Source organism: Bradyrhizobium sp. DOA1 (assembly GCF_001593325.1).
Classification (GTDB): domain Bacteria; phylum Pseudomonadota; class Alphaproteobacteria; order Rhizobiales; family Xanthobacteraceae; genus Bradyrhizobium.
In genome coordinates, this window is sequence record NZ_JXJM01000001.1 from 926398 (window position 1) to 940829 (window position 14432).

The 14432-nt window shown below is 61.6% G+C and carries 15 protein-coding genes, 1 tRNA gene and 1 pseudogene; 10 read left to right on the forward strand and 7 right to left on the reverse strand.

The window, feature by feature from the left end:
* The first annotated feature begins 14 nt into the window (after positions 1-14).
* From SE91_RS04345 to SE91_RS04355, 3 genes and pseudogenes are all read left to right on the forward strand, one after another.
* Positions 15-626: a LysE family translocator gene (locus SE91_RS04345; protein WP_061846703.1), complete on the forward strand. Its 612-nt coding sequence runs from the start codon at positions 15-17 to the stop codon at positions 624-626.
* Positions 627-1347: 721 nt separating this feature from the next.
* Positions 1348-2556, forward strand: coding sequence for a GGDEF domain-containing protein (locus tag SE91_RS04350; RefSeq protein WP_061846704.1), 1209 nt, complete (start codon positions 1348-1350; stop codon positions 2554-2556).
* A gap of 36 nt (positions 2557-2592) precedes the next feature.
* Positions 2593-3213: pseudogene (locus SE91_RS04355) on the forward strand (peptidoglycan recognition protein family protein); the annotation flags it as partial.
* A 112-nt stretch (positions 3214-3325) separates the two neighbouring features.
* Here SE91_RS04355 and SE91_RS04360 read toward each other — a convergent pair.
* From SE91_RS04360 to SE91_RS04370, 3 genes are all read right to left on the reverse strand, one after another.
* Positions 3326-3667 (reverse strand): hypothetical protein, encoded by a 342-nt coding sequence (locus SE91_RS04360; RefSeq protein WP_061850947.1) that lies wholly within the window; start codon positions 3665-3667, stop codon positions 3326-3328.
* A 199-nt stretch (positions 3668-3866) separates the two neighbouring features.
* A complete protein-coding gene (rpoH, locus tag SE91_RS04365) occupies positions 3867-4766 on the reverse strand; it encodes an RNA polymerase sigma factor RpoH (RefSeq protein ID WP_008544924.1) in 900 nt (299 codons plus the stop codon).
* Between the two features lie 216 nt (positions 4767-4982).
* Positions 4983-5990 carry an RluA family pseudouridine synthase gene (locus SE91_RS04370; RefSeq protein ID WP_061846705.1) on the reverse strand — a complete coding sequence of 336 codons (1008 nt, stop codon included), beginning with the start codon at positions 5988-5990 and terminating at the stop codon, positions 4983-4985.
* Between SE91_RS04370 and SE91_RS04375 the strand changes: the two genes are divergently transcribed.
* The 4 genes from SE91_RS04375 (at position 5989) to SE91_RS04390 (ending at position 8849) form a co-directional block, all read left to right on the forward strand.
* Positions 5989-6333: a hypothetical protein gene (locus SE91_RS04375; RefSeq protein WP_061846706.1), complete on the forward strand. Its 345-nt coding sequence runs from the start codon at positions 5989-5991 to the stop codon at positions 6331-6333. The two genes, SE91_RS04370 and SE91_RS04375, sit on opposite strands and share 2 nt — an antisense overlap.
* 126 nt (positions 6334-6459) lie before the next feature.
* A complete protein-coding gene (locus SE91_RS36875; protein WP_283806310.1) occupies positions 6460-7020 on the forward strand; it encodes a DUF2846 domain-containing protein in 561 nt (186 codons plus the stop codon).
* Between the two features lie 140 nt (positions 7021-7160).
* Positions 7161-7235, forward strand: a tRNA-Glu gene (locus SE91_RS04385).
* An 84-nt stretch (positions 7236-7319) separates the two neighbouring features.
* Positions 7320-8849: a site-specific integrase gene (locus SE91_RS04390; protein ID WP_061846708.1), complete on the forward strand. Its 1530-nt coding sequence runs from the start codon at positions 7320-7322 to the stop codon at positions 8847-8849.
* A 434-nt stretch (positions 8850-9283) separates the two neighbouring features.
* Here the strand turns inward: SE91_RS04390 and SE91_RS04395 are convergent, their stop codons facing one another.
* From SE91_RS04395 to SE91_RS37990, 3 genes are all read right to left on the reverse strand, one after another.
* Positions 9284-10516 (reverse strand): hypothetical protein, encoded by a 1233-nt coding sequence (locus tag SE91_RS04395; RefSeq protein ID WP_156489450.1) that lies wholly within the window; start codon positions 10514-10516, stop codon positions 9284-9286.
* Positions 10517-10636: 120 nt separating this feature from the next.
* Positions 10637-11275 carry a hypothetical protein gene (locus SE91_RS04400; protein ID WP_156489451.1) on the reverse strand — a complete coding sequence of 213 codons (639 nt, stop codon included), beginning with the start codon at positions 11273-11275 and terminating at the stop codon, positions 10637-10639.
* Positions 11276-12141: 866 nt separating this feature from the next.
* Entirely contained in the window at positions 12142-12264 is a 123-nt protein-coding gene (locus SE91_RS37990) for a hypothetical protein (protein WP_283806218.1), read from the reverse strand.
* 261 nt (positions 12265-12525) lie between these two features.
* Between SE91_RS37990 and SE91_RS37460 the strand changes: the two genes are divergently transcribed.
* The gene (locus SE91_RS37460) at positions 12526-12720 is read left to right on the forward strand and encodes a hypothetical protein (RefSeq protein WP_082813659.1); all 195 of its coding nucleotides are present in this window, start codon (positions 12526-12528) and stop codon (positions 12718-12720) included.
* A gap of 802 nt (positions 12721-13522) precedes the next feature.
* Here the strand turns inward: SE91_RS37460 and SE91_RS04415 are convergent.
* Complete coding sequence (locus SE91_RS04415) at positions 13523-13747, reverse strand: hypothetical protein (protein ID WP_061846712.1); 225 nt, start codon at positions 13745-13747, stop codon at positions 13523-13525.
* A gap of 176 nt (positions 13748-13923) precedes the next feature.
* Between SE91_RS04415 and SE91_RS04420 the strand changes: the two genes are divergently transcribed.
* On the forward strand, positions 13924-14175 hold the full coding sequence (locus SE91_RS04420) for a DUF6894 family protein (RefSeq protein WP_245318315.1): 252 nt from the start codon (positions 13924-13926) through the stop codon (positions 14173-14175).
* A gap of 56 nt (positions 14176-14231) precedes the next feature.
* Positions 14232-14411 (forward strand): hypothetical protein, encoded by a 180-nt coding sequence (locus SE91_RS35955; RefSeq protein ID WP_156489452.1) that lies wholly within the window; start codon positions 14232-14234, stop codon positions 14409-14411.
* The last annotated feature ends 21 nt before the right edge of the window (positions 14412-14432 follow it).

The window sequence follows — 14432 nt, forward strand, 5'->3', positions numbered from 1 at the left end:
GATAAGGTCGGCCCATGACCTGGTCCTTCCTGCTCACCTCGCTCATCGTCGTCGCTTCGCCCGGCACCGGCGTGCTCTACACGCTGGCCGCCGCGCTCACCCGCGGCTCGCGTGCCAGCATCGCGGCGGCGTTCGGCTGCACGCTGGGGATCGTGCCGCACATGATCGCGGCGATGCTCGGTCTTGCCGCCGTGCTCCACACCAGCGCGCTCGCCTTCGCCGCCTTGAAATGGTGCGGCGTGGCGTATCTGCTCTACATGTCCTGGCAGGCGCTGCGGGAGACCGGCGCGCTCGCAGTCGAGGGCAAGATCGCGGAGCGGTCGAACGGCCGCGTCATCGTGACGGGCTTCCTGATCAACATCCTCAATCCCAAACTGTCGATCTTCTTCCTCGCCTTCCTGCCGCAATTCATCGCGCTGGATGAAGTCCATGTGCTGGCGCGGATGCTGGAATTGAGCGGCGCCTTCATGGCGATGACCTTTGCGGTGTTCGTCGTCTATGGCCTCTGTGCCGCCGCAGTGCGCGAGCGCGTCATCTCCCGTCCCGCCGTCATGGCCTGGCTGCGCAGAAGTTTCGCCGCCGGCTTCGCCGCCCTCGGCGCCAAGCTCGCGTTTGCGGAGCGGTAAGTACGTTCTCCACCTTTTCAGGGGCGATGCTCCGACAGCGTCATGGCCGGGCTTGTCCCGGCCATCCACGTCCTTGCCGCGGCACAAAGAGCGTGGATGCCCGGGACAAGCCCGGGCATGACGACTACTTCCAACGCGCACCCAATAAAAAAGCGGGCCTTGCGCCCGCCATCTTCAAACCCGCTCGATCCTGCCCGACGCCCGGGCGGAGCGAAACTCCACCCGGGCAAAGAGAAAGAAGCCTCGTTACTTCTTCTTCGCCGCCTTCTTGGCCTTCTTCGCCTTCTTCTTCGCCGCCTTCTTCGCTTTCTTAGCCATAGTATCCTCTTCAGGTTTAATGGTGGAACGCGACACGAGGGATGCTCGGCGGAGGGCCAGCCTCGCAACATCCTCGACGACAAACTCAGCAGATTCGGAGGCGCCTGCCCCGCGCCGTCACATCCGTGTCATCGTGTTATCCACAGCTCAGATGCATTTTCGGGTGATTTTTGGCCGCGAATCCGCATTGCCGCGCCGGCGCGCTGTGGCGGCGACAGGCTTAACGATCCGACAACGCCGGCGCGCCGTTCAGGAATCCAAAACCAAAGGCGCAGTTTCGCAAATCGCAGTGAGACTCCCTTAAGCGCATCCCGCGCATTGTCCCCGCAAGAAAACGGGGATGGGTCATGGACGGACGGCTGCCAGGGACGGGGGGCGGGACGCTGCGCGTGCTGCACGCGCCATGCTGAACGTACCGACATTGTGGACGGTCTTCGTCGTCAACTTCCTGGCGCTCGGCGTGATCTGGGCCTACGTGACGCGCTCCTATCCGAAATTCGCGGCCGCGCGGTTCTGGATGGCCTCGTCCTTCGTCGGCGCGGCCGGCGCGATGACGGCGCTGATCCGCCTGTTCGTTGTGTCTCCTCTTCCGCTTCTGCTTGGAGCGGCGGGTGTCATCGCCGCGAGCTGCCTCGCTGCCATGGGCATTCAGCGCTTCTATGACCGCCCGGTCTCCTGGCGCCTCATGATCGCGACGGGGTGCTTGAGTCTTACCGGCGTCGTGGTGTTCATGGTCGGCTTCGACCACATGCAGCTACGCATGCTCAGCTACACGTTCGGTCAGGCCCTGCCGCTGGTGCTGGCGCTGTGTCTGTTGTTGTCGCCGGAAGGCCGCGTCAGTCCGGGTGCCCGGCTGTCCGGCATCGTCATCCTCAGCATCCTCGCGATCCTGCTCGCGCGCACGGTAGGCAATCTGCTCGGCCACGATCTCTCGGCGCGTGCCGGCGGCCAGGCGCATGCCGTCATGGTGCTAGGCCTGCTGTTCCTGTCGATGACGCTCAATTTCGGCTTCCTGCTGATGGCGATGGACAGCTTGCGCAATGAGGTCGCCGACCTCGCGCTGCTCGACGATCTCACCGGCGTCGCCAATCGGCGGCATCTGCTCCAGCGCCTGACTGAGGAATGCGCTCGCTCGGAGCGCAGCGGCGAGCCCTTCTCGCTGCTGGTGATCGATCTCGACGGCTTCAAGACCATCAACGACACCCACGGCCACGCCGCGGGCGATGCCTGCCTCAAGCACTTCACCCTGATGGCCCAGACGCGATTGAGGCCGGGCGACATGCTCGCCCGCACCGGCGGCGACGAGTTCTGCATCGTGCTGCCGTCGTCGTCGCTGCGCGAAGCTGCCGCGATCGCCCGCCGCGTGCTCGACGTGTGCCGCCAGGATGCCGCGACCTGTACCGGCGGCGACATTCCGATCGCAATCTCGATCGGCGTCGCGCAGTGGGATCGCGACATCGGTCAATTTCCGGACCGCCTGATCGCGCATGCCGACCACGCACTCTACGCCGCCAAGAAGAACGGCAAGAACGACTTTGCCGTCTACGATCCGGCGCCGCCGATCTCGCCCGCGCCGATCGGTCCCGGCGAGCCCGCGCGCCATTTCGCATAGAGCTGTGCTACGTCAGGGGCCGTGACTGACCTCGCCATGATATCTCGCCTGCTCGCGGCCGTGCTCGCCGCTCTGTTTCTGGTCGCTCCCGCCATGGCCGAGGACGCTGAGCTGGCAAAGCTCGCGCGCGCCTCCGGCACGCCCGATATTCCCGGCCTGAAGATGGTGTGGCTGGCGCCTTGGGGGGACGTCGCCAGCGCAAGGCCCTGGCGCAACATCATCGTGCACCAGACCGAAGGGCCGGCCGGCTCGGCGCGCGGCGGCGCGCAGGCGCAGGCGAAGAACCCGACCCGGCGCGGCGTCACGGTCTGGGTCGAGACCGACGGCACGGTCTATTGGGCGGTGGCGGAGAACCTGGTGCCGACCCATGGCGACGGTGCCAACCGCAACGACAACAAGTATATCGACAACCGATCGACCTACCGCCAGGTCGTGGGCGACAATTCGATCGGCGTCGAGTTCGCCGGCAATTTCCCCGACGTCGCGGCCGGTCCGACCGACGCGCAGGTCGCGGCCTGGAAGATCCTCGTCAAGGTGCTGCGCGCGCGCTACGGCATCCCGCTCGACCGCGTCTACGCGCACAATTGGATCGACTACAAGGACGCCCGCTATTGCGAAGGCTGCTGGCTCGCGACGCTGGCGCGGGTTTGGGGGGAGTGGGTTGCGTCATTCCGGGGCGCGCCTCTTGGCGCGAACCCGGAATCAACTCGTCCACCAACTCTGCGATCCCATGGATTCCGGGCTCGCGCTACGTGCGCCCCCGGAATGACTAAACCGGCTGCGCCATCCAGCCGAACAATCGCCGCATCAATCCCGGCCGTTGCGGCAATTCCGGCGGCTCATCTGCTGCCAGCACGCGTTTGAAGAAGTACTCCAGGAACACCATGTCGTTCGGCTCGGTGACGGTGAATGTCTCCTCGCCGAAGAACACGCTGTAACTATAGAAGAACGGGCCCATCCGCGGGATCGTTGCCGTGCCCGCATAATCCTTCGAGATCACGAACTCCGACGGCTCGAGCCCGTGCTCGCGCATCGCCTGCTCGACCAGCGGCAGCTTGCGCATGAACTGGGCGGAAAAGCCGCCGACGGTGGATTGCAGGATGATCGACACGGTGTTCGTCCCATCGATGCTTGTCGGTCCGATCATCTTGGGTCGGTCGGCCGGCAATGTCGGTTCAAGGCGGGCAAGTTCGCTTGCGCCATGAGCGCTGCGAGCAAACGTGGCGCGCCACCACAAACAAAAAAGCCGGCGTTGCCGCCGGCTTTTGTCTCTCTTCGATCCGCCAATTCCTGGCGCCGTCACGCCCCGCTTAATGCGCGGCTTCCAGCGCAGCTTGTTCCTGCCTTGCGATCGTGCCCTTGACCGCGGACTGCACCTTCTCGAAGGCGCGGACCTCGATCTGGCGGACGCGCTCGCGCGACACGCCGAACTCGGCGGCAAGGTCTTCCAATGTCATCGGCTCATCGGCGAGGCGGCGGGCCTCGAAGATGCGGCGTTCGCGCGGGTTGAGCACGCCCATGGCGCCGTTCAGCGCGTCACGGCGGTGATCATACTCCTCATGCTCCGCCATCATGGCTTCCTGGTTGGGCGTATTGTCGACCAGCCAGTCCTGCCATTCGCCGGCTTCGCCGTCGTCACGGATCGGCGCGTTGAGCGAGGCATCACCGCCGAGGCGGCGGTTCATGTCGATCACGTCCTGCGCCGTGACGCCAAGGCGCTTGGCAATGGTCGCGACCTGGTCGGGGCGGAGATCGCCTTCGTCCAGCGCGTTGATCTTGCTCTTCGCCTTGCGCAGGTTGAAGAACAGCTTCTTCTGGTTCGCGGTGGTGCCCATCTTCACGAGCGACCAGGAACGCAGGATGTACTCTTGAATCGACGCCTTGATCCACCACATCGCGTAGGTGGCGAGACGGAACCCCTTCTCGGGTTCGAATCGCTTCACGGCCTGCATCAGGCCGACATTGCCTTCCGAGACGACCTCGGAGATCGGTAGGCCGTAGCCACGATAACCCATGGCGATTTTGGCCACGAGGCGGAGATGGCTGGTGACGAGTTGGTGCGCCGCGTCGCGATCGTCATGCTCGCGCCAACGCTTGGCGAGCATGTATTCCTGCTGGGGCTCCAGCATCGGAAACTTGCGAATCTCGGCGAGGTAGCGAGAAAGGCCGGATTCTCCATTGAGGACCGGCAAAGCAGCGGTACGGGCCATAGTGCGCCCTCCAAAAGGTTCAGGCCCCCGATAGCGGCGGGCCAGGCAGACGACCGCTGTGTCAAAGCCGGCCGGGCTGCGATGTTCCGCGTTGGTGATTTCACGCAGGCGCAATATACCCCATGGGGGGTCGAAAAGGGAAGGATTGCTGACGTCACGTCCCCGTGTGGCAGCTATAACTTTTTGTAATGTAACGCTTTTCTTAAGGCCGCTGCGTCATTGCGCCGCTTTCAGGCAGCTTTGGAGGAGAAGCAAATCCTCCGGCAGAGGGGCCTCCCAGTGGAGTAGTTCTCCCGTCCTCGGGTGCTCCAATACCAGCAGGTAAGCATGTAAGGCCTGCCGGCCCAGCGCCGCCAAAGCTGCCTGCGACTGGGGGCCGAGCTGGTTCGCCTTGGTCTTGAAATGCGGGCCATAGACGGCGTCGCCCATCAGGGGATGGCCGATATGGGCGAGGTGGACGCGGATCTGGTGGGTGCGCCCGGTCTCGAGCTCGCAGGCGAGCAGGGCGGCGACGCCCTTGCCGTCGCGGCCCTCATAACTCTCCAGGATCTCCCAATGGGTCACGGCTTCGCGGCCGCCCTGGCGCACCGCCATCTTCTCCCGCGCATGGGGATGGCGGTCGATCGGCGCGTCGACCGTGCCGCGATGGCGGTGCGGCACGCCCCAGGCAAAGGCCATGTAGCCGCGCCGCATCTCACCGGTGCGGCCGTGGTCGGCGAACTGGGCGGACAGCGAGGCGTGGGCGAGGTCGTTCTTGGCGACCACCATCAGCCCGGTCGTGTCCTTGTCGAGCCGGTGCACGATGCCGGGCCGGCGCACCCCGCCGATACCCGAGAGCGAAGCGCCGCAATGGGCGATCAGCGCGTTCACCAGCGTGCCCGTTTCGTGACCGGCCGCGGGGTGCACCACCAGGCCCTTCGGCTTGTTGATGACGATGATGTCGTCGTCCTCGAACACGATGTCGAGGGCGATATCCTCGCCTTGCGGTTCCGCGGGTGCGGCCTCCGGCACGTCGATTGTGATCGTATCGCCGGATGCGACGTGATAAGCGGGGTCGCGGACCGCGGAGGCCCTCAGGCTCACCGCACCCGCCAGGATCAGGGCTTTCAGCCGCGATCGCGAGAGGTCGGTGAGGTGCGCCGCCAGCACGCGGTCGAGCCGGGCCGAGCCCTCGTCGCCGCCGACCACGACCTCCAACCGTTGCGCTGACCCAGAGCTTTCCATGACGACGTCTGATACCGCTGTTCCCGAACCGACCCCCGAGCAGGCTGCGCTGTTCGCGCGGGTACGGCGGATGATGCTGATCGCGGGGTTAACCACGGCGCTGGCATTTTGCGCCGTGCTGATCGCGGTGGGCTACCGCCTTTTCAAGTCGGAGGGAAGGGCAGTTGAATCCGCGGCCGACGTCACCGCCACCTTGCCCAAGGGCGCCAAAATCGTCGCGACCGGGGTCGCCGGCGACCGCCTCGTGATCACGCTCGATCTCGGCGGCGTCACCGAGATCCGCACCTTCGACGCCCATACGTTGAAGCCGGCCGGAAAGCTGAAATTCGCCAATGAGCCGTGAGGCGGCGCGATCTGGGGATCGTGTCCGGTCCACATTGTCTTGCCGCGCAACTTCTGATTTAGCTCTTGCAGGGAAAGTTGGGGCCGGGACCGAGGAATGGGGCGCATCAAGTCACTCGTTGTTGCGATGACATTCGTCGTCGCATCGCTCGGCTGTGCTGGATTTGCGGCGCTTGCAGAGCCGGCCAAGCAGCCGGCACCTCCCGCCAAACAGGCTGGGCTCGCAGCTCCGGCCAAGCAAACCGCAGCAAAAGCCAAGCCGACGGGTTCGCGGAACGCCCGGCTCTATTTCCTGCGGGAGAAGGGCATTTTGGGTGCGATCGGCGGGCTCGCCGCTTCCATCGAGATCCTGATAGATGGCAAGTCCGCCGGAAAGGTCGACATGGGGACTTTCTTCGTCGTCGACCGGCCGCCGGGCGTCACCAAGATCGCCACACGCATGAAGCTGTCGATGGCGGATTACGAGATCGAAGTCCCGATCGAGGCCGGCAAGACCTACTACTTCGGCGTCGGCACCCGGCGTGGCGGCGCCCCCGTGCAGGACCTGCTCAATCAGGCGGTCGCGGGCAGCAGCGGCGAGCAGATCGGCTCGTCATCGCCCTTCAAGGCCTCTTTCGCCGGCGCGGGTCTGTTCCGGTTTGAGCCTGCCGCTGGCGCCGCCGCGATCGAGAAACTGAAGACGCCGTGAGTGCTGCCGGCGGTTTGCGAGGCGCCTGACAAGGCCGTCGCGCATTAAGCCTCAACCGCACTCATCGTGAATATTCGAGAGTTTCGCACCCGATCGAGGCTTGCCGCCGTCCAAATTCGCGGCTATGTCCTCTCCCTCACGCTCCCTTCGTCTAGCGGTTAGGACGCGGCCCTCTCAAGGCTGAAACAGGGGTTCGATTCCCCTAGGGAGCGCCATTTCTTCCTAACTGCCTGACATCGCTACGACTACTCGGTTCGGCTTTCTCGTCTGCTACGTCTTCGTGCTACGGGAAGCGTTGAATGCCGCGTGTCTCTCATCTGCTCAGGCGGAACGGAATTTACTGGTTCAAGATCGACCTGCCCAACGATCTCGCGGGACGGCCTCTACCCCCTTCGGTCCCGCAGTCCATCAAGCAACTTGAAAGCCCAACGCGGGCAGGTCGCCTCAAGACGGCAGTCTGGCTTTCGTTGAGAACAACCGTCGAGCGCGAAGCCAAGCAGCGTGTCGGCATTCAGATCGCGGAACATGCAACTCTGTTCGACGCGGTGAGAGCGTTCCTGACCGGCAGCGGTCAACCCGAAGAAGCTGTCACGTTGAAGGGGGCCGATCAGTTACCCGCAATAAAGAGCAACTCGATTGAACCCAGGGGCGTCGGCTTGCCGTTTTCGAAGCCAGCCAATGCCCCCACTGGCGCTGAGGCCATCGGTGGGTGGATGGCTTCGTCCTCAAGGGGTTTGACGATAACCAAGGCGTTCCAGTCTTGGTCCAGTGGAGGCGATGTGAAGGGCGCTCGGACGCCCGCTCCCAACACGATCATCGAGGCAGACGCAGCTCGTCGTAGGTTCGTTGAGTTGTTCGGAGATTTGCCGGTGCACTACATCAACAAGCGGCATGGTCGCGAGTATCGAGACGCAATCAGCCGGATACCCAAAGGTCTTCCCGCTGACATGAAGCAGCTTACCCTGCCGGTCCTGATACAACGCGATCTGAGTGCCTACGAGCTACGCTCTGCCACGACCATCAACAAATCCCTGACCCTGCTCGGCGCAGTGCTGGCCCGTGCCGAACAGGACGGCCATTTCGACGGGTCAGGGTGGCGCAATCCCTTCGATGTCTCGTTCGAGGTCGATCCCGCAGATGAGGACTACTACGAGCCGTTCACGAAGGACGAGTTGAGATTGTTGATGTCTAGCCCGGTATTCGCCGCCGGTGTGTGTCCAAAGCGTGGACGTGGCGAGACTGCAAGATGGGTGCCGATGGTTGCTCTGTTTCAAGGTGCTCGCCGCACTGAGGTAATTCAGCTTCTGGTTCAGGACATCGCCAGAGAACCGGATACCGACCTATGGACGTTCCGCTTCGACCGCGAAGGTGACAAGAGGATCAAGACCGTTTCCTCAATCCGACGTGTCCCGGTCCATCCAGAACTGGTTCGTCTTGGCTTCCTGTCCTTCGTGGAGGAGCGCCGCAGAGCGGTCGGGCCGTTGGCGAGCTTGTGGCCGGGATTTGAGGACAGAAGCAAGCTGGCGAGCCGTGCCAACAAGTGGAGCGAGTGGTTCAACGGGTATCTTGCGAAGCACGTGGTCGATGAACCCGTGAAGAAGTTCCACTCCTTCCGGGGAACGTTCAAGCGGTACGGCCGTGCGGCGGGCCTGGACGAGGTCGTCATCAACCACCTTGTCGGGCATTCAAACCACAGCGTCGGCGCTCGCTACGGGCGCAAGCGTGACGCTGATGGTGTCCGGGACAGCGGCTATCCGATGCCCCGACTGCTTGAGGAGATTGGCAGGGTCCGATTTGATGGCGTCAACATCCATGCGTTCGTGCCGTAAGCGCCCATGGGCTTCTGGAGTCCGCTCGTGCGTTCACCGAGCCACCGGCTCTATCCCGCTCGGACCAAATAAAACGAATCCTAGGCTTCCTAAGGCCCTCCTAGCGAGAGTTCACCAAAGCACGTCGATCCTTCCTGAATTCAGCTCATCGCGGCTATGACCACCGGCATCGGTAATCGCGAGGCAAGTCAGGTGATGGACAATAATCCATCATCTTCATCATCATCGTCGTGAACGGCAGGGCTAGACGGCAGTGGCCGTGTCTACCCGGCTCACTGGTCTATCAGGGTAAGGATAGATGGATGAAGACCATCATCAACGATGTAGGTCAGGTTGGAGACGTGAGCGGGGTAAAGGCTTGTGAACCTCAGTGAATAGAGGAGTGAAAACCTACTGCTTACTCCATGTACGGGAAGCGTAAGGATCGCCTCTCCTCAAGTCTTTATTGAGCAGGGCAACTCAACGCCCACGATAGCCTTCGACTGGCTCCGCATTGTCTCAAGGGCGATCTCCGCCTTCGACATGGGTACAAGGAGACCATCATGGAGACCGAGAGCCACGATGTTCTGCTCCATCAACTCACGCAGAACGGCGAGCAGTATCTCGCTCTCCTGCCACATCAGGCGGTAGCCAAGGCCACGGCCCCACGCTCGCTCTAGAGCGGGATGGACCGTCAGAATGGCCTTCTTGGTCTTGTTGACCGTCCAGCGGTCAGGGAGCTTGCCCTTGAAGGTGTCCTCCTCCGTAGCCTCCGCGCCTGTTTCGGCACTAAGGCTCATGTCCTTCGGCCATGTCCTGCGGTTCGGGGTCTCATCGAACAGGAAGCAGTTCATAGCCAGCTTAACGCCGCTCCGGTGAGCCTCAAGGCCGGGGACAGCGTAAAGGTCGCCCTCAGGCGGTTGTAACCACAGGTCGGCGTAAGCCAGCCTCGTGAACATGGTCGAGTAGTCGAGTTCGGCCACGGCTTCACCATCGATCCTGATCTGCTTCCGCCTTTCCCGCTTCATCGACATCCAAAAGCCACCGAACAGCCGTCCGACCTGATCGAACCGATGTTCCTGAGCGTCGAAGATTGTGAAGCGCCGGGTCAGTGTCCGGCCGTAGGGGTCTACCGCAGGCTCAAGGCCATCGTCGATGAACGAGATGTCCGCGCTGTCCAGGAACGCATTCAGTTCTCTCACTGCCGCCCGGTAGCTCAGCGTATCCAGCGTGTCGATGTAGTCCTCCAACTTCCTCGTCTTCGTCCACTTGTGAGTTATTGGCGACTGGTTCCGGATCACCCGCGTGAGCAACAGCAACTCCTGTGACGGATCACGGGCGAAATGCGGGAGCGCGATGTTCGCCTCGACAATCATGTCAGCAAAGCGGGAGGTCGGCTTTATAGAACTAACCTCTCCCCTTATCGCGTCCGAGATTTGACGCTGCAATACGCCGGTGGCCTCAAGCAGCGTTAAGACTTTCCTGTATGTCGTCGTGCCGAACGCCCTATTGTCGTATCTGCCCTTGCCGCGCTCACCGTTGCGGGTGTTGATGGCGAGCCATCCGGTAAGCGGTGGGCTGATTACTGCGTAAGCGAGATTGCAGACCACGCCTTCTATGACGCGAAGGTGGTTCTTCCGGTCGTCGGGACGCCGTGCTCGCTCGCGCTGTTCCCGATTCTGAATCAAGGCCGTGATCTGGTGAACAAGAGCCGTTAGCGGGCCGTCTCTAGCGATGAGCCACTGATCGAACCAGCGATGCTTGATCGGCTTTGCTCGCTTCGTGCTGGGTTTTGAGGATAACACTGATCAGGCTGCCCGATGTCTGACCTGATCCATCATCGCTTTCCACTCGCTTCCAACCCTGCCTCCCGACAAGAGCATCTTTTCCATCGCCTTCCACAGCCGCCTGCCGACGTATCGCAAATCAGCACGGCGGATGCGGCAGTATTCCTTCGTGGGGACTTCCTCCTCAACGAGACGGGTCAGTTCTTCTGGACCGTTAGGCCCGTAGCGGATGGCGCCGGTCTTCTCGCGGCGGCTGCGGTAGCGCATGATCGTGCGGCTGTAGACTTCCCTGCGCATGAACCGCTGACCGAGTAACGCGATCATGTAGTCGTTGCGGACAGGTTGGGGGATGTTGGGTGTGATGAAAGCATCGACGGCCAATGCAAAGGCCAACAGGTTGACCACGCCTCGCCGGGTCAGGATGCCCCTGTCCCTTGTCCGCAAGGCCAGTAGGGCGTCATAGCGTTGCTTGGGGTATCGGCGGCGCTTCAACGCGAGCGGGGCAGGCAGCATCGCGAGCGGGCGGGAGAACGTCCTGCCGATCTGTGATGACCAGTCATCGAACACGCCACTACTGATCTTGTCGGCGTAGTGTTCCCGGACCGCTGCCTCCGCCGCCGCAAGCTGCTCCTTTGTGGGCTTGCCGAAGACCGGCTTCATGTCCTCAAGGAACTGGCGTTCGCAGAGGCCGCATAGGTTTGACCAGCGGGTGGCCTTATTCCCACACCCGGTTGCTTGGCACGGAAGGCCCGCAGCAAGGACGATGGCGTTCCGTTCCGCTGCGGAAAGGCGAGTGTCGGTCGTGATTTGACGCATCGGCAAACGTATTAGGATGTGTGTGTTCCAATCTCGGAACCTGAGGGACACATTACGTTCAGGCCGGGACACCGCCTCATAGGCTTTCGGTAAGGCTGCATTGTGGCTAAGTCATTGAAAAACCTATCCATATGTGGATAGGTCGCAGTATCGCGAGGTTCGCGGAATCGTAACGGTATGGAACCGACCGCGCCATTCAGCGCCACTTGGTTGCCAACTTCGGTGGCTACTCGACTTGCTCGCGCTTTTCGCGATCAGGGAAACGACAGTCCTCTATTGGTATTTGGAACCGGCCCTTTTGAGGTTGAGTGGTGTCCGAAACTAAGGAAGCAGAGCCTTCACCCCGGCCGCCGCAGTGGGGGCCAACGTGTCCAAAGTGCAAAATGCCCTCGCGCTACACCACGTCAATCCTCGACGTGAAGAACGACCGGCTGGTGCCAATCTATCGCTGTCATGACTGCCGCGAGGAGATTTGGAAATAACGTCGGGTTGACCATCTCAGTCGGCAGACTTGGATAGTCCACAATCGACGGTCTTGATCTTACCTGCCGCGTCGAACTTGAGCACCGCGCTGACCGTCCCATTCGGAGTGATGTACGAGATTGCCGTTCCCTCAGACAACGGTTGAAGATCGTCGAGACTAGAGGCCGGACGAACTCGAAGCCGGTCAACCCAATATGCGCGAAGCGCTTCCCGACCCGACACGGTCTTTATGCCGCCGCAGCCGCAGTGACCACTGCATCTTCCGCGTACAAATCCAAGATCGCTTCAACATCGCTAGCGCGGTAGGCATCAAGCCAGTCAACCGCAGCGGCCATCGCGTCAAAGGACATCTTCTTCACCTATACGCCGTGGTGAGGGGCGCTGTAGAAACCTTGCTTGAATAGAAGGTGAAGCGAAGCCGTTGCCCATATGGCATCTGCCATATGCAGTAGGGCGATGAAGACGTAATCGCCTCTGAAATGGTTCCGCGTGAAAAACAAAATATCTTGCTGGTTTTTCCCGGTTCGGTCGGCACACTACCCCGACCGCGTTGGGCTGTCTCGGCGAGGGACGGCCCCATGCGGTCTTGCGTTCACTAGGATGGCACTATCATGACAGAGCGACGGCGTCCGACCCACTCCCTTGAGGAACGGCTGGCGGCAGAGGCCATCCGCCTGCGTGAACAAGCCAAAGGCACTCCGCCAGGAATCGCGAGGGAGGAGCTACTGCGCAAAGCACGACAGGCTGAGACCGGCTCGCACATGAGCGAGTGGTTGCGCTCACCCGGTCTGCTTCCCCCCAAATAGCCGAGCACTGTGCCGTATCCACATGAGGTAGCAAAGATGAAGTGGATGTTGGTGGTCTTGGTGGGCGGTGTCTCGCCTGTCAACACTGATTTGGTGTTCGACAAGTTCAGTGAATGTCTCGCCGCTGAGGAGCAGATGCGACAGCACTATGCCGATGCTTTCGAGGCATGGGATCGCATCGCTGCGGCTAGGATAGACCGGCGCAGGGACTACAAGAAAGCCCGCGAGGTTGAGGCCAAACGGCTCTTGAGCAACGTGGGGACTTGTGTCCCCCATGGTGGCGGCGATCAGCCCCCTCCACCGCAGCAAGCTCCTGCTACATCGTCGGAGCAGCCTGCTAAGCCTCAGCCTCAGGCAGCTCCGCGAACGTAGCCAAGCAGCGATGATCTCAAGGTCGCGATGATCGTTGGCGTGCTCAAGGTGCGGTCGTGGTGAGCAAGACGACCGCCCTTCTAGATGCCTGCGATCCTATGCTTTTTTGTACAATGCAGCGGAACTCAATGCGGGTTGGCGAACTCATCCAAGGGGGCATGGATCAGAGGACGTGTCTCGCTACAACTCGTTCACCAGCGCGAGGGCGAATTACCACTGGTCGACGTTGAGGCCGTCGCCGGGGAACAAAACAAGCCTCTGACAAGAACTGAGGGCCGCTGGAAGATGCGGCCTTTATCTTTCGGACCCGAAAGTCGGCCCCAGCTTGGGCAATGGGGGGCGGTGAAGCTGGGGCCGCGCGGAGTTACCCTTTGGGGAAGGGTAATGGGAAAACTTGGCAATCGGCAAACCGTTCCGACTGATGAGTTGGTCAGCGGTCTTTATCCGGCTTGCCATTTGGGCTGCCGTCACCGCCGCCGTTGCCATAGCCGTTGTTGCCGCGAGGGCCACCCACCAAGCCGCCGCCAGACTTGGCGATAGCGGTGCTGGTCAGAGATGTCGACAGCAACGCCGTCACCGTGGGAGGCGTGACCACGGCAAACTTACCGCACGTTTTCAGAAATTCGCGCCGGTCGTCATCATTCTGCTCGGTCATGACACTCTCCAGAACGTTGAACCGTCATCATAAGATTAACTCAAATTAAAAGGAATTAAATGTTTAAGGTTTCAATCACAATATGTGACCAAGGCTAAGCCGTGTAGCTCATGCGTTGAGCAAGCGCTGTGAACCAGTGGGACGGTGCTCGGACGCACTGCGAGGAACAACAGTCGTTGAAGTCGCGTTCGCGGTATATGCCCCGCTACTTCTTCCATGTTCATGATGTCGCCGCGTCCAAGGACAACGAAGGGGAAGTGCTTCGCGACGATGAAGCGGCTTGGCGCGAGGCTGTCAGCTATGCGGGAGCACTGCTCAACGACATAAACGGAAAGTTCCGGCCCGGTCAGGAGTGGTCTCTTGAGGTCTCCGATGCGGCAGGGAGGCCGGTCTTCTTCATCGGCGTTTCATCACGGCGCATGAGGTAAGCCGGAGATGGCCGCTGCCCCTGTTACCTAACGCGAAACGTGAGCCAAACGTTGACATGGATCAAAAGGCCAGCACTAACCGGGACCACCGTTTTGGCATGAAGCAGCCCGACAATGATGAGGGCGAAGACCCTCCGTACCGAGACAAGCTTCAAGCGGAAGCACGTCGCGTGATTCAGGACTACATCGAGAATCTGCGCGAACTGATCAGGAAGTTGCGCGGCAAGCCACATTAGGACACGCCGCTCCCTGACCTC

Excerpts from the sequence above, each read along its gene's own strand:
- SE91_RS04345 (WP_061846703.1), top strand. The coding sequence starts at position 15 with ATGACCTGGTCCTTCCTGCTCACCTCGCTCATCGTCGTCGCTTCGCCC.
- SE91_RS04350 (WP_061846704.1), top strand. The coding sequence starts at position 1,348 with ATGCTGAACGTACCGACATTGTGGACGGTCTTCGTCGTCAACTTCCTG.
- rpoH (WP_008544924.1), bottom strand. The coding sequence starts at position 4,766 with ATGGCCCGTACCGCTGCTTTGCCGGTCCTCAATGGAGAATCCGGCCTT.
- SE91_RS04375 (WP_061846706.1), top strand. The coding sequence starts at position 5,989 with ATGACGACGTCTGATACCGCTGTTCCCGAACCGACCCCCGAGCAGGCT.
- SE91_RS04370 (WP_061846705.1), bottom strand. The coding sequence starts at position 5,990 with ATGGAAAGCTCTGGGTCAGCGCAACGGTTGGAGGTCGTGGTCGGCGGC.
- SE91_RS36875 (WP_283806310.1), top strand. The coding sequence starts at position 6,460 with ATGACATTCGTCGTCGCATCGCTCGGCTGTGCTGGATTTGCGGCGCTT.
- SE91_RS04390 (WP_061846708.1), top strand. The coding sequence starts at position 7,320 with ATGCCGCGTGTCTCTCATCTGCTCAGGCGGAACGGAATTTACTGGTTC.
- SE91_RS04400 (WP_156489451.1), bottom strand. The coding sequence starts at position 11,275 with ATGAAGCCGGTCTTCGGCAAGCCCACAAAGGAGCAGCTTGCGGCGGCG.
- SE91_RS37990 (WP_283806218.1), bottom strand. The coding sequence starts at position 12,264 with ATGTCCTTTGACGCGATGGCCGCTGCGGTTGACTGGCTTGATGCCTAC.
- SE91_RS37460 (WP_082813659.1), top strand. The coding sequence starts at position 12,526 with ATGACAGAGCGACGGCGTCCGACCCACTCCCTTGAGGAACGGCTGGCG.
- SE91_RS04415 (WP_061846712.1), bottom strand. The coding sequence starts at position 13,747 with ATGACCGAGCAGAATGATGACGACCGGCGCGAATTTCTGAAAACGTGC.
- SE91_RS35955 (WP_156489452.1), top strand. The coding sequence starts at position 14,232 with ATGGATCAAAAGGCCAGCACTAACCGGGACCACCGTTTTGGCATGAAG.